The 22,901-nt window shown below is 60.6% G+C and carries 16 protein-coding genes; 9 read left to right on the forward strand and 7 right to left on the reverse strand.

The window, feature by feature from the left end; translation table 11 throughout:
• Positions 1-142: 142 nt before the first annotated feature.
• Positions 143-2,059, reverse strand: coding sequence for a sigma-54-dependent Fis family transcriptional regulator (locus ACEN83_RS26940; RefSeq protein WP_495578857.1), 1,917 nt, complete (start codon positions 2,057-2,059; stop codon positions 143-145).
• 402 nt (positions 2,060-2,461) lie between these two features.
• Between ACEN83_RS26940 and exaC the strand changes: the two genes are divergently transcribed.
• The 9 genes from exaC to ACEN83_RS26985 all read left to right on the forward strand — a co-directional run bounded on the left by exaC (position 2,462) and on the right by ACEN83_RS26985 (position 11,926).
• Positions 2,462-3,982 (forward strand): acetaldehyde dehydrogenase ExaC, encoded by a 1,521-nt coding sequence (gene exaC / locus ACEN83_RS26945; protein ID WP_034148108.1) that lies wholly within the window; start codon positions 2,462-2,464, stop codon positions 3,980-3,982.
• Positions 3,983-4,234: 252 nt separating this feature from the next.
• Complete coding sequence (gene eat, locus ACEN83_RS26950; protein ID WP_104451318.1) at positions 4,235-5,608, forward strand: ethanolamine permease; 1,374 nt, start codon at positions 4,235-4,237, stop codon at positions 5,606-5,608.
• 190 nt (positions 5,609-5,798) lie between these two features.
• Positions 5,799-7,193, forward strand: coding sequence for an ethanolamine ammonia-lyase subunit EutB (locus ACEN83_RS26955; protein ID WP_218480230.1), 1,395 nt, complete (start codon positions 5,799-5,801; stop codon positions 7,191-7,193).
• Positions 7,190-8,026 (forward strand): ethanolamine ammonia-lyase subunit EutC, encoded by an 837-nt coding sequence (gene eutC, locus ACEN83_RS26960; protein WP_371319543.1) that lies wholly within the window; start codon positions 7,190-7,192, stop codon positions 8,024-8,026. Before ACEN83_RS26955 ends, eutC begins: the two co-directional genes overlap by 4 nt.
• A gap of 114 nt (positions 8,027-8,140) precedes the next feature.
• Positions 8,141-8,602, forward strand: coding sequence for a GNAT family N-acetyltransferase (locus ACEN83_RS26965; RefSeq protein ID WP_007970197.1), 462 nt, complete (start codon positions 8,141-8,143; stop codon positions 8,600-8,602).
• A gap of 234 nt (positions 8,603-8,836) precedes the next feature.
• The gene (locus ACEN83_RS26970) at positions 8,837-9,493 is read left to right on the forward strand and encodes a DedA family protein (RefSeq protein WP_095965734.1); all 657 of its coding nucleotides are present in this window, start codon (positions 8,837-8,839) and stop codon (positions 9,491-9,493) included.
• Between the two features lie 4 nt (positions 9,494-9,497).
• On the forward strand, positions 9,498-10,310 hold the full coding sequence (locus ACEN83_RS26975) for a M90 family metallopeptidase (protein WP_495578858.1): 813 nt from the start codon (positions 9,498-9,500) through the stop codon (positions 10,308-10,310).
• Positions 10,311-10,423: 113 nt separating this feature from the next.
• Positions 10,424-10,951 (forward strand): inorganic diphosphatase, encoded by a 528-nt coding sequence (gene ppa, locus ACEN83_RS26980; RefSeq protein ID WP_007894323.1) that lies wholly within the window; start codon positions 10,424-10,426, stop codon positions 10,949-10,951.
• Between the two features lie 228 nt (positions 10,952-11,179).
• The gene (locus ACEN83_RS26985) at positions 11,180-11,926 is read left to right on the forward strand and encodes a LexA family transcriptional regulator (protein WP_007970191.1); all 747 of its coding nucleotides are present in this window, start codon (positions 11,180-11,182) and stop codon (positions 11,924-11,926) included.
• A 305-nt stretch (positions 11,927-12,231) separates the two neighbouring features.
• Here ACEN83_RS26985 and ACEN83_RS26990 read toward each other — a convergent pair whose 3' ends face one another.
• The 6 genes from ACEN83_RS26990 to ACEN83_RS27015 all read right to left on the reverse strand — a co-directional run bounded on the left by ACEN83_RS26990 (position 12,232) and on the right by ACEN83_RS27015 (position 22,885).
• The gene (locus ACEN83_RS26990; protein WP_495578859.1) at positions 12,232-13,245 is read right to left on the reverse strand and encodes a PDDEXK nuclease domain-containing protein; all 1,014 of its coding nucleotides are present in this window, start codon (positions 13,243-13,245) and stop codon (positions 12,232-12,234) included.
• Positions 13,246-13,544: 299 nt separating this feature from the next.
• Complete coding sequence (locus ACEN83_RS26995; protein ID WP_495578860.1) at positions 13,545-14,357, reverse strand: YfaP family protein; 813 nt, start codon at positions 14,355-14,357, stop codon at positions 13,545-13,547.
• Positions 14,358-14,360: 3 nt separating this feature from the next.
• Positions 14,361-15,965: a DUF2300 domain-containing protein gene (locus ACEN83_RS27000; RefSeq protein ID WP_495580914.1), complete on the reverse strand. Its 1,605-nt coding sequence runs from the start codon at positions 15,963-15,965 to the stop codon at positions 14,361-14,363.
• Positions 15,966-15,981: 16 nt separating this feature from the next.
• Positions 15,982-20,541: an alpha-2-macroglobulin family protein gene (locus ACEN83_RS27005; RefSeq protein ID WP_495578861.1), complete on the reverse strand. Its 4,560-nt coding sequence runs from the start codon at positions 20,539-20,541 to the stop codon at positions 15,982-15,984.
• Positions 20,538-21,203, reverse strand: a complete 666-nt coding sequence (locus ACEN83_RS27010; RefSeq protein WP_495578862.1) for a DUF1175 domain-containing protein — start codon at positions 21,201-21,203, stop codon at positions 20,538-20,540. The genes ACEN83_RS27005 and ACEN83_RS27010 overlap by 4 nt, the downstream gene beginning before the upstream one ends.
• Complete coding sequence (locus tag ACEN83_RS27015) at positions 21,173-22,885, reverse strand: DUF2138 domain-containing protein (protein ID WP_495578863.1); 1,713 nt, start codon at positions 22,883-22,885, stop codon at positions 21,173-21,175. Before ACEN83_RS27015 ends, ACEN83_RS27010 begins: the two co-directional genes overlap by 31 nt.
• Positions 22,886-22,901: the final 16 nt, after the last annotated feature.

Raw genomic sequence — 22,901 nt, forward strand, 5'->3', positions numbered from 1 at the left:
AAATCGCACCTGATGTTTCAGATCCGAAGACGCCTTCGCGAGCAAGCCCGCTCCCACATTTTGCTCGGAGGTGTTCACACAGTTGTGTTCACTATAGAACCAAGGTGGGAGCGGGCTTGCTCGCGAATGGCCGCGACACGGTTTACCGGGCAATACCGTGTTTACGCAGCTTGCGATACAGGGTATTGCGACTGACCCCAAGCTGCTCCGCCGTATGCGTCATATGCCAGCGCGTCTGCTCCAGCGCACTGAGCAACGCCAACCGCTCAGCATCCTCCAGCGGATGCTCCGATGGCTCCTCGACAGCCGGCGCCATCGCCGGCCTGGCCGAACGAATCATGGCCGGCAAATCTTCCAGACCGATCCGTCCGTCCTCACACAGGGCTGCCAGCGTACGCAGCACATTTCGCAGCTGGCGCACGTTGCCTGGCCAGGCAAATCCCAACAAGGCCGCGCGTGCCGGCCCGTCAATCAACACCGCTTCTCCGTGCGCCTCTTCGGCCAGTAAAAAATCGAGCAACTGCGATTTGTCACTGCGATCACGCAAAGCCGGCAGCGCGACTTCCAGCCCGTTGAGGCGGTAATACAAATCCTCGCGGAAGCTGCCGTCCTGCACGCGATCCAGTAAATTACGGTGGGTGGCACTGATGATCCGCACGTTAACCGCTTCCGGCTCGCCACCGATCGGCACCACCTGCCGGTCCTCAAGCACCCTCAGCAATCGCGTCTGCAGGGCCAGTGGCATGTCACCGATTTCATCAAGGAACAAGGTGCCGCCGTCGGCCTGTTGCAACTTGCCACGCATGCCTTCCTTGCGTGCGCCGGTGAAGCTGCCGCCACGGTAACCGAACAGCTCGCTTTCGATCAGGCTCTCGGGAATGGCCGCGCAATTGAGGGCGACGAAGGCTTTTTCCGCCCGCTGGCTGGCGTGGTGCACCGCTTTGGCGAAGGCCTCCTTGCCAGACCCGGTTTCGCCGTTGATCAGCAGCGGCACGTCGCGCTCGTACACACGCAAGGCTTTGCGAAAGTCCGCCTGCAAGGTCACATCATCCAGGCAAATACCCGACAGGCGCGGTGCCGGTGCAGCCTTGGGAGCAGGCTCCATCGGAGTCGGCAGTGACCGCCGCGCCTCGCCGCGCAACACCGCGAACAGCTTGCGACCATCACGGGTACGCAATGGCCAACTGGCTGCGGCATTGATACTCGCCCGTCCCAGCAACTCATCGAGCGAGCAATCGAAAAACGCCTCTACCGGTTTACCCAGCAAGCCGCCGCGAATATGCCCCAGCAGGTTCAGCGCACTCTGATTGACCGCGCAGATGCGTCCTTCTCCGTCGAACGCCAGCAGCCCTTCGCTGAACAAACCAACGGACTCGGCCTGCAAGTGAAAACGCAGCAACCATTGATTGTCGAAGCAGCGCAAGAAATAGCAGCTCTCGATCATCTTCGCCGACAGATTGACCAGCGCCATGGTGTGGAACTGGCTTTGCCGCGACACATCGCGCCGCGCCGACGACACGTCGAGCACCGCCAGCAATTCGCCATGAGGATCGAAGACCGGGCTCGCCGAGCAGGTCAGGCCGGTGTGGCGGCCGCGAAAGTGTTCGTCCTGATGGATGGTCAGCGACTGACGCTCCACCAGGCAGGTGCCGATACCGTTTGTGCCTTCACAGGCCTCGCTCCAGTCGGCACCGAGCCAGAGCCCGGCACGCTCGAAAATCTGTCGTTCGGCAGGTGCGGTGACGCAATTGAGGATCACGCCGCGGGCGTCGGTCAGCAGCACTGCATGGCCGGCACCGGAGAGTTGCTGGTGCAGGCTGGTCATTTCATTGCCAGCGATGTGCAGCACTTGCTGCAAGCGTTCGCGGCTTTCGAGGACACGACCGTGTTCCAGCACCGTCGGTGCGATGCTCAGGGCCGGGTCGAGGTGATAGTCCTCAAGGCAGCGCAGCCAGGAGCGGGCGATGGACGGATCACTGCCTGGGCCTTGCAGGTGGGACTTGCCCTGAGTGACGGTCAGAACCTGCTGGGCATGGCGACTCAAATGGTTGTCGTGCATTTCTTATTGTTCTCCCCCCGAAAGGTTTACACGCTCCCTGTAGGAGCTGCCGCAGGCTGCGATCTTTTGATCTTGAAAAAATCAAAGTCAAAAGATCGCAGCCTGCGGCAGCTCCTACAGGGGTGATGCAGCGTCAGTCCTTGTGATTGCCCGAGCATCCTCCAGCCGGGCCTGTATTGCAATGCTGGCAAGACCGCTCGGTCACACGCTGCGCCAGAAACGGTACAAAGTGTCACGCCAGCTGTACCGAAAGCGTCACAGGCGCACTCCATCCGTCCGACAAAAAACGCGCAAGGCCTTGATTTGCCTGAGCTGCAACGCACTGGCCCGCCCCTTGCTCTACGCTTATAGCAAGCGCACATGCGCGACTCCCTATAAGCACAAAAGCAAGGAGAGACCACCATGCGTTACGCTCACCCCGGTACTGAAGGCGCTATCGTTTCGTTCAAAGCCAAATACGGTAACTACATCGGCGGCGAGTTCGTCGCGCCTGTCAAAGGTCAGTACTTCACCAATACCTCGCCAGTGAATGGCCAACCGATTGCCGAATTCCCCCGCTCCACGGCCGAAGACATCGACAAGGCCCTGGACGCTGCCCACGCCGCTGCCGATGCCTGGGGCGCCACGTCCGCCCAGGCGCGCTCGCTGGTGCTGCTGAAAATCGCCGACCGCATCGAACAGAACCTGGAACTGCTGGCAATCACTGAATCCTGGGACAACGGCAAGGCCGTGCGCGAAACCCTCAACGCCGACATCCCGCTGGCCGCCGACCATTTCCGCTACTTCGCCGGCTGCATCCGTGCGCAGGAAGGCAGCGCTGCCGAAATCGACGGCAACACCGTGGCCTATCACATCCATGAACCCCTCGGCGTGGTCGGCCAGATCATTCCGTGGAACTTCCCGATCCTGATGGCCGCCTGGAAACTCGCCCCGGCCCTGGCTGCCGGCAACTGCGTGGTGCTCAAACCCGCCGAGCAAACCCCGCTGGGCATCACCGTGCTGGTCGAACTGATCGGCGACCTGCTGCCACCGGGCGTGCTGAACATCGTGCAAGGCTTCGGCAAAGAAGCCGGCGAAGCGCTGGCCACCAGCAAACGCATCGCCAAGATCGCCTTCACCGGCTCGACCCCGGTCGGCTCGCACATCATGAAATGCGCCGCCGAAAACATCATTCCGTCCACCGTGGAGCTGGGTGGCAAATCACCGAACATCTTCTTCGAAGACATCATGAAGGCCGAACCGTCCTTCATCGAGAAAGCCGCCGAAGGCCTGGTGCTGGCGTTCTTCAACCAGGGCGAAGTCTGCACCTGCCCGTCCCGTGCGCTGGTGCAGGAGTCGATCTACGACGAATTCATGGCCGTCGTGATGAAGAAAGTCCTGCAAATCAAACGCGGCGACCCGCTGGACACCGACACCATGGTCGGCGCCCAGGCGTCCGAGCAGCAGTTCGACAAGATCCTTTCGTACCTGGAAATCGCCAAGGGCGAAGGTGCCGAGTTGCTGACCGGCGGCAAGGTGGAAAAACTCGAGGGCAACCTGGCGAGCGGGTATTACATCCAGCCAACGCTGCTCAAGGGCACCAACAAGATGCGCGTGTTCCAGGAAGAAATTTTTGGCCCGGTGGTGAGCATCACCACCTTCAAGGACGAAGCCGAAGCCCTGGCCATCGCCAACGACACCGAGTTCGGCCTCGGCGCCGGCCTCTGGACCCGCGACATCAACCGCGCCTACCGCATGGGCCGGGCGATCAAGGCCGGTCGTGTATGGACCAACTGCTACCACCTGTACCCGGCGCACGCCGCGTTCGGCGGCTACAAGAAGTCCGGCGTCGGCCGTGAAACCCACAAGATGATGCTCGACCACTATCAGCAGACCAAAAACCTGCTGGTGAGCTACGACATCAATCCGTTGGGCTTCTTCTAAAACCGAGGGCGACACTGATCTCCGTGTCGCCCTTTCTTCCGCCTTCGCGAGCAAGCCCGCTCCCACAGGGGGGGGGGTGTGAACACAAGTCCAATGTGGGAGCGGGCTTGCTCGCGAAGGCGCCCTAAATGACACAACACCCAAGGCCTGGCCGCTCTGGCACGGGCCTTGCGTACCCGTCATTCAGCGTTTCACCCAACCCGTCACACCCGAAAGTCCAAAAGATCGAACAATAAAAAATAGAGAGGACTTATGACTACTTCTTCCACACAGCTCAAACCCACACTCGGCACCCTGCATCTATGGGGCATTGCCGTCGGCCTGGTGATCTCCGGCGAGTACTTCGGCTGGAGTTACGGCTGGGGCACCGCAGGCACCCTGGGTTTTCTCGTCACCGCCTTGATGGTGGCGACGATGTACACCTGCTTCATTTTCAGCTTCACCGAACTGACGACGGCGATTCCCCACGCCGGCGGGCCATTTGCCTATAGTCGTCGGGCCTTTGGTGAGAAAGGCGGGTTGATCGCCGGCATCGCCACCCTGATCGAATTCGTCTTCGCCCCACCGGCCATTGCCATGGCCATCGGCGCCTACCTCAACGTGCAATACCCGGAACTGGACCCGAAGATCGCCGCCGTTGGCGCCTATTTCGTGTTCATGGGCCTGAATATCCTCGGCGTCAGCATCGCGGCCACCTTTGAACTTGTGGTCACCGTGCTGGCCGTCGCTGAACTGCTGGTGTTCATGGGCGTGGTCGCCCCGGGCTTCAGTTTCAGCAACTTCGTACTGAACGGCTGGTCGGGTGCCAATGAGTTCACGATGGGCTCGATTCCTGGCATTTTCGCCGCCATTCCCTTCGCGATCTGGTTCTTTCTCGCCATTGAAGGCGCAGCCATGGCCGCCGAGGAAGCCAAGGACCCGAAACGCACCATCCCCAAGGCCTACGTCAGCGGCATTCTGACCCTGGTATTCCTGGCCATCGGCGTGATGGTGATGGCCGGCGGCGTCGGCGACTGGCGCCAACTGTCGAACATCAACGATCCGCTGCCCCAGGCGATGAAAGCCGTGGTCGGCAATAATTCGACCTGGATGCACATGCTGGTATGGATCGGTCTGTTCGGCCTGGTGGCGAGTTTCCACGGGATCATTCTTGGCTATTCTCGCCAATTCTTCGCCCTGGCTCGCGCCGGCTACTTGCCCAAAGGCCTGGCCAAACTCTCGCGCTTCCAGACGCCGCACCGGGCTATTCTGGCCGGTGGCGTGATCGGCATTGCGGCCATCTACAGCGATGGCCTGGTGAACCTGCAAGGCATGACGCTGACGGCGGCGATGATCACCATGTCGGTATTCGGCGCCATCGTGATGTACATCATCAGTATGCTGAGCCTGTTCAAACTGCGTAAAACCGAACCGAATCTGGAACGCACCTTCCGCGCACCGGGCTATCCGATCGTACCGGGGATCGCGCTGTTCCTGGCGGTGGTGTGCCTGGTGGCGATGGCGTGGTTCAACACCTTGATCGGCCTGATCTTCCTCGGGTTCATGATCGCCGGTTACCTGTACTTCCAGTTGACCGCCCGGCAGCGCTCCGAAGCACCGGCGGACGCTATGCTCGAAGGTATCTAAATGCACCGGTGCCGGGCCCGCTGCCCGGCGCCTGCATGATTGAAGTGCACGCAGTTCCCCTGTGGGAGCGGGCTTGCTCGCGAAGGCGTCGTGTCAGTCGGCATCTATTTTGAAAGCCACACCGCATTCGCGAGCAAGCCCGCTCCCACAGGAAGAGCAGATTGCAGTAATTATTGGAGGACACCGCCCCATGGCCACATTCGCCCATACCGTCGGCGCCCAGACTTACCGCTTTGACAGCCTCAAGGAAGTGATGGCCAAGGCCAGCCCGGCCCGCTCCGGAGATTTTCTGGCCGGCGTCGCCGCGCTCAACGATGGCGAGCGAGTGGCCGCACAGATGGCTTTGGCCGACACGCCGCTAAGTCACTTTCTGCAGGAAGCATTGATCCCCTACGAATCCGATGAAGTGACGCGTCTGATCATCGACACCCACGACAAAAATGCCTTCGCGGTCGTCAGCCACCTCACCGTCGGCGGTTTCCGCGACTGGCTGCTCAGTGATGCCGCCGATGAACAGGTCCTGCGCGCCCTGGCACCCGGTCTGACGCCGGAAATGGCCGCCGCCGTATCAAAGATCATGCGTGTGCAGGATCTGGTGCTGGTGGCGCAAAAAATCCGCGTGGTCACGCAGTTTCGCGGCACCCTGGGTCTTCGCGGACGCCTGTCCACGCGACTGCAACCGAACCACCCCACCGACGAACCGGCCGGCATCGCCGCGAGCATTCTCGACGGCCTGCTGCACGGCAATGGCGACGCGATGATCGGGATCAACCCGGCCACCGACAGCATTGCCTCGATTTGCGCGATGCTGGAGATGCTCGACGCAATCATCCAGCGCTACGAAATCCCGACCCAGGCGTGTGTGCTGACCCATGTCACCACATCGATCGAGGCGGTCAATCGCGGCGTCCCGTTGGATCTGGTGTTCCAGTCGATCGCCGGCACCGAAGCGGCCAATGCCAGTTTCGGCATCAACCTGAGCGTGTTGAAGGAAGGCTATGACGCCGGATTGAGTCTGAATCGCGGCACCCTGGGCCAGAACCTGATGTACTTCGAAACCGGCCAGGGCAGCGCTCTGTCGGCCAACGCTCACCATGGCGTCGATCAACAAACCTGCGAAACCCGCGCCTATGCCGTCGCGCGTCACTTCAACCCGTTTCTGGTCAACACCGTTGTCGGCTTTATCGGCCCGGAATACCTGTACAACGGCAAACAAATCATCCGCGCCGGCCTGGAGGACCACTTCTGCGGCAAATTGCTCGGTGTGCCCATGGGTTGCGACATCTGCTACACCAACCATGCCGAAGCCGACCAGGACGACATGGACACCCTGCTGACCCTGCTGGGTGTCGCCGGGATCAACTTCATCATGGGTATCCCGGGTTCCGACGACATCATGCTCAACTACCAGACCACCTCGTTCCACGATGCGCTCTACGCAAGGCAGACCCTGGGGTTGAAGCCCGCGCCGGAGTTCGAGCAATGGCTGGCGAAAATGGGCATCTTCACTCAATCGGACGGCAGGATTCTCTTCGGTGACAGCCTTCCGCCGGCCTTTCGGCAGGCCTTGGCGCAATTGGGATGAGCAATGATATGGATAAACTACCCTTCGACCCCCACAACCCATGGCTGGAACTGCGACGCCTGACACCGGCGCGAATAGCCCTGGGCCGAACCGGCACCAGTATTCCCACCCGCGCGCAATTGGACTTCCAGTACGCCCACGCCCAGGCACGGGATGCGGTGCACTTGCCGTTCGATCACGCGGCACTCAACTCACAACTGGCCGAACGCGGACACCAAAGCCTTTTGCTGCACAGCGCCGCAATCGACCGCAACAGTTACCTGCAACGCCCGGACCTGGGACGAAAGCTGAGTGACGCGTCGGCAAAGACCCTGCGTGACTACGCTGCGGCGCATCCTGGCGGAGTCGATCTGGTGATTGTGATTGCCGACGGCCTGTCGGCACTGGCCGTTCATCGCCATACCCTGCCCTTTCTGGCACGCCTCGAAGAACAGATTGCAGCCGAAGGCTGGACTGTTGCGCCGGTGATATTGGTGGAACAGGGGCGCGTGGCGGTCGCTGACGAAATCGGTGAGCTGCTGGGTGCGAAAATGACCGTCATCCTCATCGGTGAACGCCCTGGCCTCAGCTCCCCGGACAGCCTGGGGTTATATTTCACCTACAATCCCAAAGTCGGCCTTACCGATGCCTACCGCAATTGCATCTCCAACGTGCGGCTCGAGGGCCTGAGTTACGGCATGGCGGCACACCGTTTGCTGTACTTGATGCGCGAAGCCTGCCGACGGCAGCTGTCAGGGGTCAATCTGAAGGATGAAGCACAGGTTCAGACACTGGAATCGGACGCGGGAGCCGACATGAAAGATAATTTCCTGCTTGGGCCGCCGAATGCCTGAACCGCTTCCGCATTGCACATTCGTACCAGTTTAAGGCAGGATCGTTGCACGGCCGCCAAGGGTTTCCCATCGCCGTCAGAGACGTAAGACAGCCACTTGAAGACGAGACCTACCATGCGGATTATTCAAGCGACCCTCGAACACCTGGACCTGCTGACCCCGTTGTTCGTCAAATATCGCGAGTTTTATGGCTCCCTGCCGTATCCGGACTCGTCCCGGGCGTTCCTCGAAAAACGCCTGCGTCGCAAGGAGTCGGTGATCTACCTGGCGCTGTCCGATGACGACAGCCACAAGCTGATGGGCTTCTGTCAGCTGTATCCGAGCTTCTCCTCGCTGTCACTCAAACGCGTGTGGATCCTCAACGACATCTATGTCGCCGAGGACGCCCGCCGCCAGTTGGTGGCCGACAACCTGATCCGTACCGCGAAAAAAATGGCCAAGGAAACCAATGCCGTACGCATGCGCGTTTCCACCAGCAGCAACAACGAAATCGCGCAGAAAACCTACGAGTCCATCGGATTCAAGGTAGACACCGAATTCAAGAACTATGTGCTGCCGATCAGCGACGAACTCTAAACCAACCGCACCCTGCTCGCGATGGCATCGCGAGCAGGCTCGCTTCGACCTGTTCGTTATCAAACATCAGCCCTGTCATGACATTCCCCGCTACAATCTCGACGCGATTTTCACCAATCGCCTCGTATAATCCCGATATTCCCGGCTTGTAAGAAAAACTACCCCTATCCGTAGTCTTACGCGAAGTCATCCGCACAGGCCTGCAGAGTCGGGCCAATACCACAGGTGCTATCCATGGATTTCAACCCGATCGACATTGTCCTGCATCTCGACGTCTACCTCGACATGCTTGTAGCCAACTACGGGGCATGGATCTACGCCATTCTGTTCATGGTGATCTTTTGTGAAACCGGCCTGGTGGTCATGCCCTTCCTGCCGGGCGACTCCCTGCTGTTCATCGCCGGCGCCGTGGCGGCCGGTGGCGGCATGGACCCGGTACTGCTCGGCGGCCTGCTGATGCTGGCAGCGATCCTGGGCGACAGCACCAACTACATCATCGGACGAACGGCAGGTGAAAAACTGTTCAGCAATCCGAACTCGAAGATCTTCCGCCGCGACTATCTGCAACAAACTCACGACTTCTACGACAAGCATGGCGGCAAAACCGTGACCCTGGCGCGCTTCCTGCCCATCATCCGGACCTTTGCACCTTTCGTCGCCGGCGTGGGGAAAATGCCCTATCCGCGCTTCTTCGCCTTCAGCGTGCTGGGCACCATACTGTGGGTCGGTGGCCTGGTGACCCTCGGTTATTTCTTCGGCAACGTACCGTTCATCAAGAAAAACCTGTCGCTGCTGATTGTGGGCATCATCCTGTTGTCGCTGGTGCCGATGATCATCGGCATGGTGCGTAGCCGCCTTGCCGGTTCGAGTTCAAAAGCCGAATCGCGCTGACACGATGTGGTCCCTGAGCGCCTGGCGTCGCCGGCGCACCCTGGCCAGGCACCCGATTGCCGATGACATGTGGCAACGGGTGCGCCATCACCTGAGCTTTCTCGATGGCATCAGCGCCGTCGAAGACCAATGGCTGCGCGAAGCCTGCGTGCTGTTCCTCGAAGACAAGCACCTGAGCGCCCTGCCCGGCGTCGAACTGCATCAGGAGCAACGCCTGCTGCTCGCTGCCCAGGCGCAACTGCCGCTGCTTCACCTCGGCGACCTGAACTGGTATCAGGGCTTCCACGAAATCATTCTCTACCCCGATGACTTCCTCAGCCCCCAGCGCCATCGCGACGCCAGCGGCGTCGAGCACGAATGGGATGGTGAGCACAGCGGTGAAGCCTGGCAGCAAGGCCCGATCATCCTCGCCTGGCCCGGCGTCATGGCCAGCGGAGGCTGGGAAGGCTACAACCTGGTGATCCACGAACTGGCGCACAAACTCGACATGCTCAACGGTGACGCCAACGGCCTGCCGCCACTGCATCCCGACATGCGGGTCAGCGACTGGGCCAAGGTCATGCAAGAGGCCTACGACGACCTCGACCGGCAACTGGAACGCAATCCCGACGCTGAAACCGCCATCGACCCGTACGCCGCCGAAAACCCTGCCGAGTTCTTCGCCGTCACCAGCGAATACTTCTTCAGCGCTCCGGATTTGCTACACGAGGCTTATCCACAGGTGTACCAACAGCTGAAGCTGTTCTATCGCCAGGACCCGCTGGCAAGGTTGAAGCAACTTCAGGCGCATGACCCTGTCTATCAGGCACACCAGTGAGCGCCATACGACTTCTGGTACATGGCGTCGACACAGGAATATGCCTATAATCGCCGCCACTTTTTGGTCAATCCGGCCAAGTGTTTCTGGTCAACTAACGGGGGCAACGCCCAATGAGCTACAGCAAGATTCCGGCTGGCAAAGACCTGCCGAACGACATCTACGTCGCGATCGAGATTCCGGCCAACCACGCGCCGATCAAATACGAAATCGACAAAGACAGCGATTGCCTGTTCGTTGACCGTTTCATGGCCACCCCAATGTTCTACCCGGCCAACTACGGTTACATCCCGAACACCCTGGCTGACGACGGTGATCCCCTCGACGTGCTGGTCGTGACCCCTTACCCGGTTGCTCCTGGTTCGGTGATCCGCGCTCGCCCGGTCGGCATCCTGAACATGACCGACGACGGCGGCGGCGATGCCAAAGTCATCGCAGTTCCGCACGACAAGCTGTCCCAGCTATACGTCGACGTCAAGGAATACACCGACCTGCCAGCACTGCTGATCCAGCAGATCGAGCACTTCTTCGCGAACTACAAAGATCTCGAAAAAGGCAAATGGGTGAAGATCGAAGGCTGGGCCGGTGCAGACGCCGCCCGCGACGCGATCACCAAGTCGGTTGCAGCCTATAAAGGTTAAGAGAAGCCGCGAGCTTCCAGCGACAGGCTGCGAGAAAACCCCGGTTTATCCGGGGTTTTTTGTGGGCGCTTGATAAGCGCGTTAAACATGATGTTTAACCTTGTTCGATCTTGGTTTTTATCTGTTTAAAATTCCTCAAGAACGTCTTACATCCGGTCGTAAATTACCCACGAAATTTGAACGAGGCGTTTATTCAAACCCTTACCCGCCGTCAGTAGACTCGCGTTCATGAAAAAGAACACTAGCGGCCCACGCTTTAAAGCGCTCCTCGAAGCAGCGAACATCACAACCACCGGATTTGCCGACTTTCTGGATACGGCTCCGCAAAATGTCCATAACTGGTACACCCGCGGCGTGCCTGCCCATTGCATGGAAGAAGTCGCCAGAAAACTCTCCGTCAACAGTGACTGGCTGAAAACCGGCGAAGGCTCGAAAGACGCCCGGCATCTGCGCCTGATCGAGGAGTCCGGCAACATCTTCGACGCCCAAACCATCCGCGGTATCTACACGGTCATCGAGCCTGTCGACGTCGAACTGCCTTTCTATAAAGAAGCTGTCATCGCCCCGGGATCCAACAAAACCCACGTCATAGAAGATCCCGAGACGTCCATCCGCCTGCCCCGCAGCCATCTCGACTCACTGGAAATCAACCACGCCGATGCTATCTGCGCCTTCATGAGCGGCAACAGCATGGGGGAGAAAATTGAAGACGGTTCGACCCTGGCGATTGATCGTGGCCTGACCCAGATTATCGATGGCGAGATCTACGCCATCGAACATGACGGCATGCTGCGCATCAAGTACCTGCACCGACTACCGGGCAACTCCCTGCGATTGCGCAGCCACAACCGCGCCGAGTACCCGGATGAAATCTTCCGGGCGGCACAAATCGAGGAACAGAACATCCGGGTACTGGGCTGGGTGTTCTGGTGGTCGACCCTGAACAAACGGCGGCCTGCGGTGCCGTTTCTTTAAACGCTCCACAACGCCCATCGGCCATCCAGCCAGGTGGCCGAACAGCTCTGCACGGCACTTCCCGCTGGGAATTTCCGTCAAACCTGCGTATGCTGCGCCCCACATTTACGCATCGACCCGCCCTGCGGCTCAGATGCGCTGACCTGACAGATGATTTTCTCACCAGGTCCCACAGCCGGACGCAAGATCCGGGTGTACGTTTTGAAGGCTGGCGCGGTTTACCAAAAATGATCCAAGCCAGTCCCCGAGAAGCCGGCCACAAGCCGGCTTTTTAATGCCTGAAAGAAGGCGATTCACAACAAAAATCACTCAGCCCCTTCAGTATTCTGCGCATAAAACTCCTGCAGTTTGGCTTGCAACAGTTTCTTGTCTGGCAATTGAGTGCGGTACTCCGCAATCAAGGCTGGCGACAGTGAGCGGTTCAAGGCGTACTCGACGATTTCGTCCTCTTTGCTCGCGCACAGCAATACGCCGAGCGCCGGGTTTTCGTGTGGTTTGCGGACATTGCGGTCCAACGCTTCAAGATAAAAATCCATTTTCCCCAAGTATTCCGGCTCAAAGCGCCCGACCTTGAGTTCGATCGCCACCAGGCAGTTCAGCCCGCGGTGGAAAAACAATAGATCCAGCGCAAAGTCCCGCCCGCCTACCTGCAACGGATATTGCGAACCCACAAAGCAGAAGTCCCTGCCCAGTTCGATCAGAAAATCCCTGAGCTTGTGCAGCAGACCTCCATGCAAGTCCGTCTCTGCATGACCACGCTCCAGAGCCAGAAACTCGACCACATAGGCATCCTTGAACACGTCCAGGGCCTGGGGATGAATTTGTCGCAGCGGTGCTGAGACTTTTGCCGGGCTGACCACTGAACGTTCAAACAGAGCGGCCTTGAACTGCCGTTCCAGTTCGCGGCTCGACCACTTTTCCTGGATTGCCATGCGCAGGTAAAACTCGCGCTCCTCCGGGTGTTTGCTCTGGTTGAGGATGATCAGATTTTGAGTCCATGGTAATTGTCTCAGCAGTGCTGAGACTTTTACGTCATGCCTGTACGCTTCGAAAAATTGACGCATACGAAACAGGTTAGGCCGGGTAAAACCTCGCAATCCCGGCTGGGTACGAGCGAGATGAGCGGCCAGTTGTGCCACCACTCCATCACCCCACTCCGCCGCTTCAATCTTGCGGCTGATGTAGGCCCCAACCTGCCAGTGCAGCTCTATCAGCTCGGTGTTGACCGCCTGCATGGCGCGTTGTCGAGCAGTCACAATCAGTTGGGTAATTTCACTGAAAGCAGAATCGAGAGGGGTATTGCCAGGAAGATCATTCACGTCAGGGCATTTCCATGTCAGCTGGAGGGCTTTCTCAATTACTCCTGAAACCGACGCAGGAACATTCACAATGTATTTCTGCATGAAACAACGCTAACAAGCATTCATCCCGCCCAGAGAACACTTGCCAAGCCAAAATGGCCGATGCTAAATCCACCCAGTCCATAGACCGCTACCCTTAGCCCGGAAGAGGCTCAGCCGGTCGGACTTCGCTTTCAAGCTCAACGATGAAGCCCTGTATGGCGCCAAGGATCACGGGCGCAATCGTGTGCAAACCCTGCGCAAGTTGTACCTCAACCTCACGGATAGCTGAACGATTTCACCAACGTCAATTCCCCGACCGCCCGCATCGGCACCAGGAAGGTCTCCATCTTCTCGCTCGGCGTGCCTTCCTCGGTAATCACCGTCACCTGCGCGGTGGTCAGCGCTTGTACCGCGTCTTCCTGCCCCTCCTCATCACTGCTGTAGCCGCCACCGAAGTAGTTCACATACACCAGGTACTGGCCCTTGATCGGTGCAGGCATGGCGAAGATTTCCGGGCCGTAGCCGGTAGTGACGTCGACGTCGAGCGCTGCGCCGTTGGGGGCGATGCGGTCGCCGTACCAGATGTGCGCGCCGTCGGGGGTGATGAGGTGCAGGTCGAGGTCGGTGTTGTCGCTGTCCCATGCCAGTAGTACACGTAACTTGGCCGGAGTCGCACCGCCGCTGCTGTTGAGGAATTGCGTGCGGTGGCGTTGCTGGCCATCGGGGTTGCGAACTTCGACGCTGTTGCTGCCGTTGGGGAATGAGAACGGGCGATCGAAGCGGCCGGCCGGGTCGATTTTCAGCGGCATGCTTACCCCGTTGACGATCAGCCGGCCGGGCTCTGTGGATTTCGCTGTGGCTTTGATCTGGCCGCTGATGCGTGCGGTGCTGGCCTGCCCTGCCGGTGTGTTGACCGATGAGGCCGGGTAGTTGACAACCTGCCGGAAGCCTTCCCCCTCGCCCTCGGGCGCGCCGGTGCGCCAGCCGCCTGCGGGGGTGTCGAGTTTGACGCTGTCCGCCGCCATCACTGATGGCAACGCCAGCAGCGAGCAGAGACACAGCAAGACCTGTGGATAACGGAGTTTCATGGTCTATTCCAGCAAGAGGTGGCGGGCGAGCCCTTCGATGTAGGTTTCATCCTGGCCGTTGGGGTGTGCCTCGAAGGCCAGGTGCAGGTATTCGTGGGTCAGGTCGAGGCGGTCTTGCAGCGTCAGCACGCCACGCACGTAGATACGCTGACGTTCGCGGTCGACATAGGGGCGTCCGAAGGCCAGGCGGCATACGGCGAAGGTGCCGACTTCGTTGTAGCCGGTTTCGCTTTCAAGCTGCGCACGCCAGCCGCGTCGTTGTTTCTGCAGCCAGTCTTGCGCGGCAGGCAATGCTTCGCAGGACGCGACCGGGTTGTCCCAGCGACTGAGACTGGCGCGTGGGTAGGCGTGCAGCAGGATGGCGTCGTAGCGCTGGCCGGCACGGGCCTGTTCGACGGCTTGCTGCCAGGACAACTTGTCCGGGCCGGGTTGATCGGAATGATAGGTGACGGTACTGCCGGCCAGGACCAGGTCGCTGGTCCACGCAGCGATGCCGCGGGACTCGGAGGATGCCGGACGCGGCGCGACCCGCTGACGGCTGCTGCTGTCGTCGATGCTCAGGCAATCGCCGCTGCGCGTGGCGTTTTGCAGCAGGTACGTGCGGATGGCCACCGCGAGGGCTTTGGCGGCCTCGACCGGCTCGGCAGTGGCTTCGCGCTGGAGCACACGGGCGACGTACTCTTCGCGATCCAGCCGGGCGACGAGCTTGTCGTCCAGCAGAAAAAGTTCGCCGTCACTGTGGATATCCAGCGCATTGCCGTTGGCGAACTCGACGCGGTAGTCACCCTGTAACGCCCCGGAAGACACCACACTGCCCTGTGACAGCACGCGCCGAAGTGGATAGCGGGAGAACAGGTCGACCTCTACACACTTCCCTGCATCCGCAGGCCAGGCAACAGGAATCACCGCGGACAATGCCTGCGCGTAATCACGCAGTACCCGCTGACTGGTGCCCCGCCCCCCGGCCCAGACCGGCGCACCATCCGCCGTCCAACCGGCAAATCCGCCCTGGCGTGACGTGCCATCCTGATCCGCCAACCAGCTCCAGGTCTTCACCCGCAGGCGGCTTCCGAGTTCGCCGACGACATGGCCATCGGCGGCATTGAGCACCACATCGAGCAACACACGTCGGGCCTGATCCTGCGCCGGCAGCACGGCCAACACCTTCAACAGCTGCGCCACCGAAACCCGGGTAGCCGGTTGCAACGAAGGCAAATCCAGCAACCATGGCGGCGCCTGCCGTGCCTGCCAATAGGCTCGCCAGTCGGCCTCGCGGATGCCTAGTCGCGCAGGTTCGAAATACAGACCGCATGACTTCACCAGCGCCTGATCGCGTTCGATCCTGCCACCCGCCGTGCAGCAATAGACTTCTTCCTTCGACTGGCCGCGACATTCATAAGCCGGCTCACGCGCACCGGTGTCCACCAGCCAGGCGTAGACGAACAACTTCCACACACTGCCCAGTGGCGTCTGCAAGGTCTGCGGCAGTGGCTCGTGGGCGACCACCTGAGTTCGGCCCAACGACAATAAATCGCCCTTGAAGGCCAGGCGCAGCGGTTCGTCCTGCGCCGTCGCCAGCGCAGTGATCAAACACAGCAACCCACCCATCAGCAGCCTGTGCACGTCAGTGAACCGTGACCTGGCCAAGGGCTGCCTTTTGTTCCATCGCCTGATGCTGCGGCGCATACACCTGAGTGAATCGCACCGGCGGCAAGTTGAACTGCCCCTTCTGCGAGAAACGCACCAGATGCCGCAGGCGTAATTCGCCACTCAAGGCATCGACCGGAACGGCATAGGCCATTTGCCCCGGCTCGAAACGCGCCTTCTCCAGCGATGTCGGTTCGGTGCCAGCCTTGCCCATGAGCTTGATGCCCCAGGTCGTGCGCTCGACATCGGCGCCCGGTGGCAGCGGCACTTCCAGCAGGCCGTAGCGCAGCGGTTTGGCGGCTTTGCTGGTGATGATCACTTCATCGAGATAGAGGTTGTCGCTGGACAGCGGCGCGTTGCCGACCGCTTCGAGTTTGAAAGTGAAAGCCTCATCCCCCGGCACCAGCCGCGACAGGCGACGGGTGATGGTCACGGCCATCAGATCCACCGCCGGCTGCTGGCTGCGATAGCTCAATGCAGCGCGCAGCGGACGCTCCTGCACCCCGCTCAGCGTCAATACCGCCGGCACTGGCGCAGGCCCCTGCCACGTCCAAAACATCTCACCAGAAACCCCGTACTGTTTCTTCCAGCCTTCACCCGGGGCCAATGCAATGGTGGGCGATGCCTGCTCGATGCTGCGTTGCAGCCAGGTGAGCGACAATGCCCGTTCCAGGGTCGATTGTTGTGGCAACAGGCGTTGCAGTAATGCCTGAGCGCGAACCTGATCGAAGGGTTGCAGCGACAGGTTCAGCGCTTCGGCAAACGGCTGGGAACTGATCGCCAGACGTTGCTGCGCGTCGGCCAGTTGCCGATTGAACGCATCCGGCAAGGCGACCTTCGCCTGCCTGGCCAGCGAGGCCGTCAGCACTCGCGCGGCAGCCAGTCCCAGGGCTGAGTCAGGATCGCTCATGACGAGGCTGTCTTCACCGCCTTCCATCAGATTCGCAGCACTGCCCTCGCCCGCTTTCGCCAGATCATCCATCAGGCCACTGAGCAAGGTGTTGACAGGCAACTGCATCTGTTTGGCGAACGACAGGATCAGCGCCCGCTGCAGCAGCGGCGTGTTGTTCGCCTGTTTGGCGTAGACCTCCAGCACCCGCTGCCAGTGCTCCGACGGCAGGCTCAGGTCCAGCACCCGGCTGGCGTGCCAGTCAGCGTAATAGGCGTAGGCGGTGAGGAACGCGTCCGGCTCGCCGTCCATGCCCCACCAGGTGAAGCTCGCCGAAGGACCGGCCATTTGTACCAGGCGCAGGCGACTGTTTTGCATGATCAGGCGCAAGCGATCGCGGATCTGCGGATTCGCCGCCAGCGTCGGGTAGGCAATGCTCAACGGCAACAGGCGACTGGCGGTCTGCTCGACACCACCATAGGGGTAGCTCAACAGATCGTCGAGGGCCGAACGGAACAACGCTTGCGGACTGTCATCCAGGCGCAGGCGAATATCGGTCGCGTCTGCCGGCAGAGTCAGCGGTGTATCGCCGCTGCTCACATCGAGACTCTGGGATTGCGTCACCCGCCAGCCTTCACCGGTCGCGCTCAGGTTCACCGTCAACGCGTCAGCAGATTTGCCGTCCTGCACCAACTCGGCGCTCCACTCGCCATTGGCCAGTTCAAATGCCGGCAACGGGATGTAGTTGATGCCGCTGTTCAGGGTCACAGGCACGCGCTGTTCGTTGCTGGCGTAACGGGTCACCAGTTCGGCCTTGACCGGTTTCTCGGCTTGACTGAAGGCGAACACACCGAGGTCCGGTTTGTCGCCGGTACGGAATCGAATCGGCCCGCTCCACTTCAGGTACAGCGGTTTTTCCGAGCGTACGAATTGCTTCTTCTGCCCGACCTGACCGTCATCGGCGATGGCCCTGGCGGTAATACGCCAGCGGGTCAGGGAGTCGGGCATCTTGAAGGTGAAACGGGTCTTTCCGTTGGCATCGGTCAGCAATTCTGGCTGCCACGCTGCCGTGTCGACGTCCTCGCGACGCGGCCGTTCCAGCACCTTCACGCCGCGCTCACTGCGATTGGCTTTGCCTGGTGCACCGGGGCTGCCCGGCAAGGCGACGTCATAACTGATGAACGACAAACTGGCGCTGGTGCGCACGTTGTTGCGTCGAGGGTGATAGAAGAACTGGTCGATGCTCGGCGCCACTTCCGGTTGCAGCGCGTAGACCATTTCATCGACCACGCTGACCGTCAGGTGTGCCGGGATCGGCTTACCGGCAAATTGAGTCGTCAGGTCCACCGAGACGGTTTCGCCCGGCTGGTAGGTGTCTTTATCGGTGGCGATGGCCACCTCGATTTGTGGCGTTACCACCTTGATGCCGGCGTTCTGGAAACTGTACTGGCCGCCCTTGGTGTACAGCACCGAGAAGGTCAGGTTCGGCGCGAAGCCGTCCTTCACCGGGATGCGCGCACGGTATTGGGTATCGCTGAGCTTTTCCGTCTTCAGCCAGTCACCGCCTCTGGACAGCAGCGCGGTCGCCTCGACCTTGTCCCGCTCCAGCGACAGCAAGGCATCGTTGACCGGTTCCGGGAAAGTGATCAGCGCCAGCGCTTCATCGCCCGTGATGTACTCGGGCTTGTCGAGGACGATTTCCACGGTGCCGGGCACGGCTTTGACACCTTCACCGGTTACCGAATGCCCGGTGGCGCCGACCACGCGACCGTGGTCATCCTTGAGCGTCAGGTTGTAGGTGCCCGGTCGGTCAAAGGCCAGGGTGAAACCTTTGTCGGTTGCCGCGAGTTTACCTTCGCCGGTGCTCTGGTCTTCCAGACGTACCCAGCCGTAGCTGCCCGGTGTAACGGCCTGCGCCTGCTCGCCTTCGCGGGCGTAGCTGAACGCAACCTTGTCGCCCACCGCGCTGAAGCGTCGGGGCGCGCTCAAGCGGAAGGTCGCCGCGCCACGGTCGATGAGGATTTCCTTGGTGGTCTTGACCCGATACGCCGCGCCGTCGCTGGCAAACACGGTCAACATGTAGCGACTCGGCTTGTCGGCGGCGGGCAGGTCGAGCGTTGCGTTGCCCTTGGCGTCGGTGGTCAGTTCGGTACTGGTCAGCTCCACCGGAAATTGCCCGAGGTATTGCAGCTCGTTGTCGACCATCGACAGCTGTTGGGCGCGCAGGCTCAGGCTCAATTTCGCATTGGCCACCGGTTTGCCGTCCGGATACAGCAGCACCAGGTTGCCCTTGACCGGCTCGCCGGTGCGGTAATCCTGCTTGGCCAGATTGAGCGAAATCTCGAAGTGCGGCTTGATGTATTCAGCGACGCGGAAGGCGCTGCTGTAGGTCTGGTCCTTGTAGGTGAAACGCAGTTCATAACCACCGGCCACGGCATTGTCCGGCAACTGGAAGCGGCCCTGGGTGCCGGCCCTGGAATCGAGCTTCAGATCAAGGGATTGCAGCGCCGTGCCGGTGGCATCGAGCACGCTCACATTGACGTCGGCAGCGCTTGGCTGCACCGAGTCCCGCGCGTTCTTGAATTCACGTCCGACGATTTTCAGCGACACCCAATCCCCCGGTCGATACAGCGGCCGGTCGGTGAAGGCATAGAGTTTGGTGTCGTAGATTTCGCTGTCGTAGTAGAAATTCTCTGAGACGAACACCCCACCCTCTTCGTCCTCGCCGATCAAGAAGGAACGCTCGGGGCTGACGTGCTTCAGGCGCAGCAAGCCGTCGTCATCCGTGGCGCCGCTGCTCATCACACCCAGACCGTCGGTCCACAGCACATTGACCTTCGGCACCGAGCTGCCTTCGTGTTTGCGCGCAGCCCACACCAGCAATTCATCACCGGCAATCTTGCTCACCGCCACGGTGTTGGAGACGAACACCATGGTGGTCGCGCGGTACTTGCCGATCAGCGCTTCCACCAGATAAAGACCCGGTTTGAGATTGCCCAGCGGGATGTACACATTGCCCGGCGCGACACTGACAAATTCGCTGGAAGACCCGGCCAGGTTCACCCCCGCCGGTGGCTGGATCGGCTTGGCCTGCCACAACGGGTAACGGAACTGGCTGACCACCGGCAAACCCGGTATCAACGCGAATTGCGGCTGCGCATCGTAGGGCGTCGGCGCGGCCATCGCATTGCCCATCTTCAGTTCCGGCACTTCCTCGGTGACTTGTTTACGCGACTCGTAGGAAAACGCCCGCTGCATCACCCGACGGGATTTGCGATACCAGTTGTCCCACAGGTACGCGAGGGTGTTGGACAGGCCTTCACCCTTGAACTGGCCATCGCTGACCACCCGATGCAGATTCTTCTGGCGCTTGAGGAAGTCCAGCGGCTTGTCGATGCGATACACCCGAATGTCCGCGCCGCCATAAGGTTCCATGCGAAACCGGCGATAGTCGCGGCCCGGCGCTTCGAGGCGCACCATCGCTGGTTCATCGCTGGCGAAACTGCTGTCCGCCAGCAGGAAGAAGCTCTCGCCGGCCACCGGCGCATAGCCGCTGGCCGGGACCGAGTCATCGGCGTTAACCACCGAGAGTGGCAGCATCCACACCAACATCAGAGACAGAAAACGCAGCATGCGGGCACCGGTCATTGGGAGAGAAAATTCAGTCGATAGACGCCGATGAAGTTGGGGTTGGCTGCGTCGGGTATCCATCGGGTGTCCTTCCATGTCATGAGTTGCTGCAGGCTTGCCGAACGCATGCCGTTGTCGGTGGGGGTGGTGGTACCGGTGTGATAGGCGATGTAGCGGCCCATCCAGATCATCAGGTGCTGGTCGTCGCCCTGATCGAAAAACATCAGGTCGCCGGGGCGTGCCTGTGACACATCGCGGCTGACCAGATGGCTGTTGAACTGGATCAATTTGATCGCGTTGACGTACGGCCCGACCTTGCCGCCGCCCTGCTGCCACTGTTGGGCGAGACCGCGCTGGGCATCGCTCAATGGCAGCTCCGGCGGCAGGTAACGATTGGACAGGCCATTGCTGCGCAGCCATTTGTCGTCATGGACTTTCAGCGCTTCATTGGCGGCAAAGCGCACCAGCCCGGCGCAATCCTGCTGGAACCAGCGCGGGCTCGGACCCTGGCTCAGTTGCTCTTGGGCGATGCGCACGAACCAGGCGCGGAACACCTGGGATTGCTGTGGGTCGAGTGACGGCGTCTCGACGGCGTGGGCACCTGCGCTCAGCAACAACGCCAGCAGGCCGAGACTTCGGATCAATGCCGTCACAGCGCTTTCCACTCCAGCGGCAGCCATTGCCAATGGCCGTCTGGCTCGCTGCCTTCGGGCAAGGTCAGGGCGTATTTGCCGTAGCCACCTAGCGTACGCAGCTTCGGCATCAGGAAGGTTTGCGCGGCGTTGTAGAACACCGGCTCCATGTCCTGCGGCAGGCTGTCGAGAGTTTCCTGCTGCATCAGTTGCGCCATGGAATCGGGGCCGAAATAGACGGGCATCAGCAAGTCCTTGGGCACCACGTCGGCCATCGGCGGGAAACGTTTGTCGAGGGTGCCGAGGGCCTTGTCCACCAGCTTGTCGTCGAGGGAAAACAGCAACGTCGAGCCATGCCGCGCCAGGCTGACTTTCATGAACGCCTTGCCGGTGATGGCATCGGGATCTTGAGCTTCCTTGGCCGAATAGGGACCGAAACTGGAGCTGACCTGACGTTGCCACTGATGGCTCTGGCCTTCCTGCTTTTCCACCACCGGGAAGGCACCGTCCTCGACATTGCTCTCGTGCGCACCGACCATCGAGCCGAACAGTTTGCCCAGATCCCCATCGAGCTTGCCGCCGTCGTCAGCGTTGAGGCTGGCCACCAGCAGAGGCGTGTACAACCGCGAATCGGCATACCAGCAAAGCCCCGCCGCGCCGGCCATGTGCTCGGTCAGTGCCTGGGCCACCTTCTCCTCGGCACCGAGTTTCACCAGCAGCGGCTTCTGTTGTTCGGCAGCCAGGGGCAACGCCACGCAAGCGCTTGCGCCCATGGGCATGGCTTGCCAGATCGGTTTGAAATCAAAGTCCGGCTGATTTTCCAGTTCATCCATGGCCAGGAAGCTGTGCCAGCCCTTGTCGTCCATGTCGAAACGCAGGCCGGCGAAGTTCGGAATGAAACGCTGGTAACCCATGGCTAGCACGCTGGCATTCACCGACAGGCGTTGTTTCACCTGCGGCGCACGAGGCGGCAGGCCGAAGGCTTCGGGAAACAGTTTTTCGCCATTGAGCAGCGCGGCAACGGCCGTGGTCGATACGCTGCCCGGTTCCTCCGTTGCACCGTTTTGCGGATCGTAGAGTTTCGCCGGATTGGACAGCACCACCAGTTTGTCGCCATGGGACGCGAACAACAGCGCCTTGCTGGCGTTGTAGTTGAGCTGATAGAGCGGCACGTCTTCGCTGCCGACCTTCACGTCAGCGACCTTGCTCAACTGTGAGTCGTCCAGCGCGACTTTGGCCAGCGGTTCCAGCACCTTGGCCAGGCCGCCGCGATCCATCACCAGCAGGAAATCCTTGAGCCGCCCGTCCGCCCCGCGCCACAGCGCCACGTCGGCAGGCTGATCGAACAGTTGCTCGATCAGGGTGTCCTGCAACTTCAGGTCATGTTCGTAGATGATCCGCCGCAGACTGCCGATCAAGCCGAGACGATCAGCGTGGGTTTCGTAGTAGAAGACGAAATCTTCGGTCAGGGTTTCCTTGAGGAAGGGCACCGCGAGCAGGTCCTTGGGCAATTGGCTCAAGGAGTAGGTTTCCAGCAAACCATCCGGCCGGCCCATACCCAGTTTGTCACTGGCCAACGCAGGCGCCGGCGCCTTGGGTTTGTGCATGAGCCACCCCAACCCACCGGCCACGCCAGCGACCAGGCATATGCCGATCAGCAGCGTCGGCCAATGCAGGGAAGGTTTGGCCGCGGGTGCGCCAGCGGCCGGAGTAACAGTGCTATCACTCATGTTCACAAAACCCGAT

This window comes from Pseudomonas sp. Pseusp49 (assembly GCF_059491875.1).

Bases quoted from the DNA above. Each gene is read 5' to 3' on its own strand.
- ACEN83_RS26940 (WP_495578857.1), bottom strand. From the start codon at position 2,059: ATGCACGACAACCATTTGAGTCGCCATGCCCAGCAGGTTCTGACCGTC.
- exaC (WP_034148108.1), top strand. From the start codon at position 2,462: ATGCGTTACGCTCACCCCGGTACTGAAGGCGCTATCGTTTCGTTCAAA.
- eat (WP_104451318.1), top strand. From the start codon at position 4,235: ATGACTACTTCTTCCACACAGCTCAAACCCACACTCGGCACCCTGCAT.
- ACEN83_RS26955 (WP_218480230.1), top strand. From the start codon at position 5,799: ATGGCCACATTCGCCCATACCGTCGGCGCCCAGACTTACCGCTTTGAC.
- eutC (WP_371319543.1), top strand. From the start codon at position 7,190: ATGAGCAATGATATGGATAAACTACCCTTCGACCCCCACAACCCATGG.
- ACEN83_RS26965 (WP_007970197.1), top strand. From the start codon at position 8,141: ATGCGGATTATTCAAGCGACCCTCGAACACCTGGACCTGCTGACCCCG.
- ACEN83_RS26970 (WP_095965734.1), top strand. From the start codon at position 8,837: ATGGATTTCAACCCGATCGACATTGTCCTGCATCTCGACGTCTACCTC.
- ACEN83_RS26975 (WP_495578858.1), top strand. From the start codon at position 9,498: ATGTGGTCCCTGAGCGCCTGGCGTCGCCGGCGCACCCTGGCCAGGCAC.
- ppa (WP_007894323.1), top strand. From the start codon at position 10,424: ATGAGCTACAGCAAGATTCCGGCTGGCAAAGACCTGCCGAACGACATC.
- ACEN83_RS26985 (WP_007970191.1), top strand. From the start codon at position 11,180: ATGAAAAAGAACACTAGCGGCCCACGCTTTAAAGCGCTCCTCGAAGCA.
- ACEN83_RS26995 (WP_495578860.1), bottom strand. From the start codon at position 14,357: ATGAAACTCCGTTATCCACAGGTCTTGCTGTGTCTCTGCTCGCTGCTG.
- ACEN83_RS27000 (WP_495580914.1), bottom strand. From the start codon at position 15,965: ATGGGTGGGTTGCTGTGTTTGATCACTGCGCTGGCGACGGCGCAGGAC.
- ACEN83_RS27005 (WP_495578861.1), bottom strand. From the start codon at position 20,541: ATGACCGGTGCCCGCATGCTGCGTTTTCTGTCTCTGATGTTGGTGTGG.
- ACEN83_RS27010 (WP_495578862.1), bottom strand. From the start codon at position 21,203: ATGGCTGCCGCTGGAGTGGAAAGCGCTGTGACGGCATTGATCCGAAGT.
- ACEN83_RS27015 (WP_495578863.1), bottom strand. From the start codon at position 22,885: ATGAGTGATAGCACTGTTACTCCGGCCGCTGGCGCACCCGCGGCCAAA.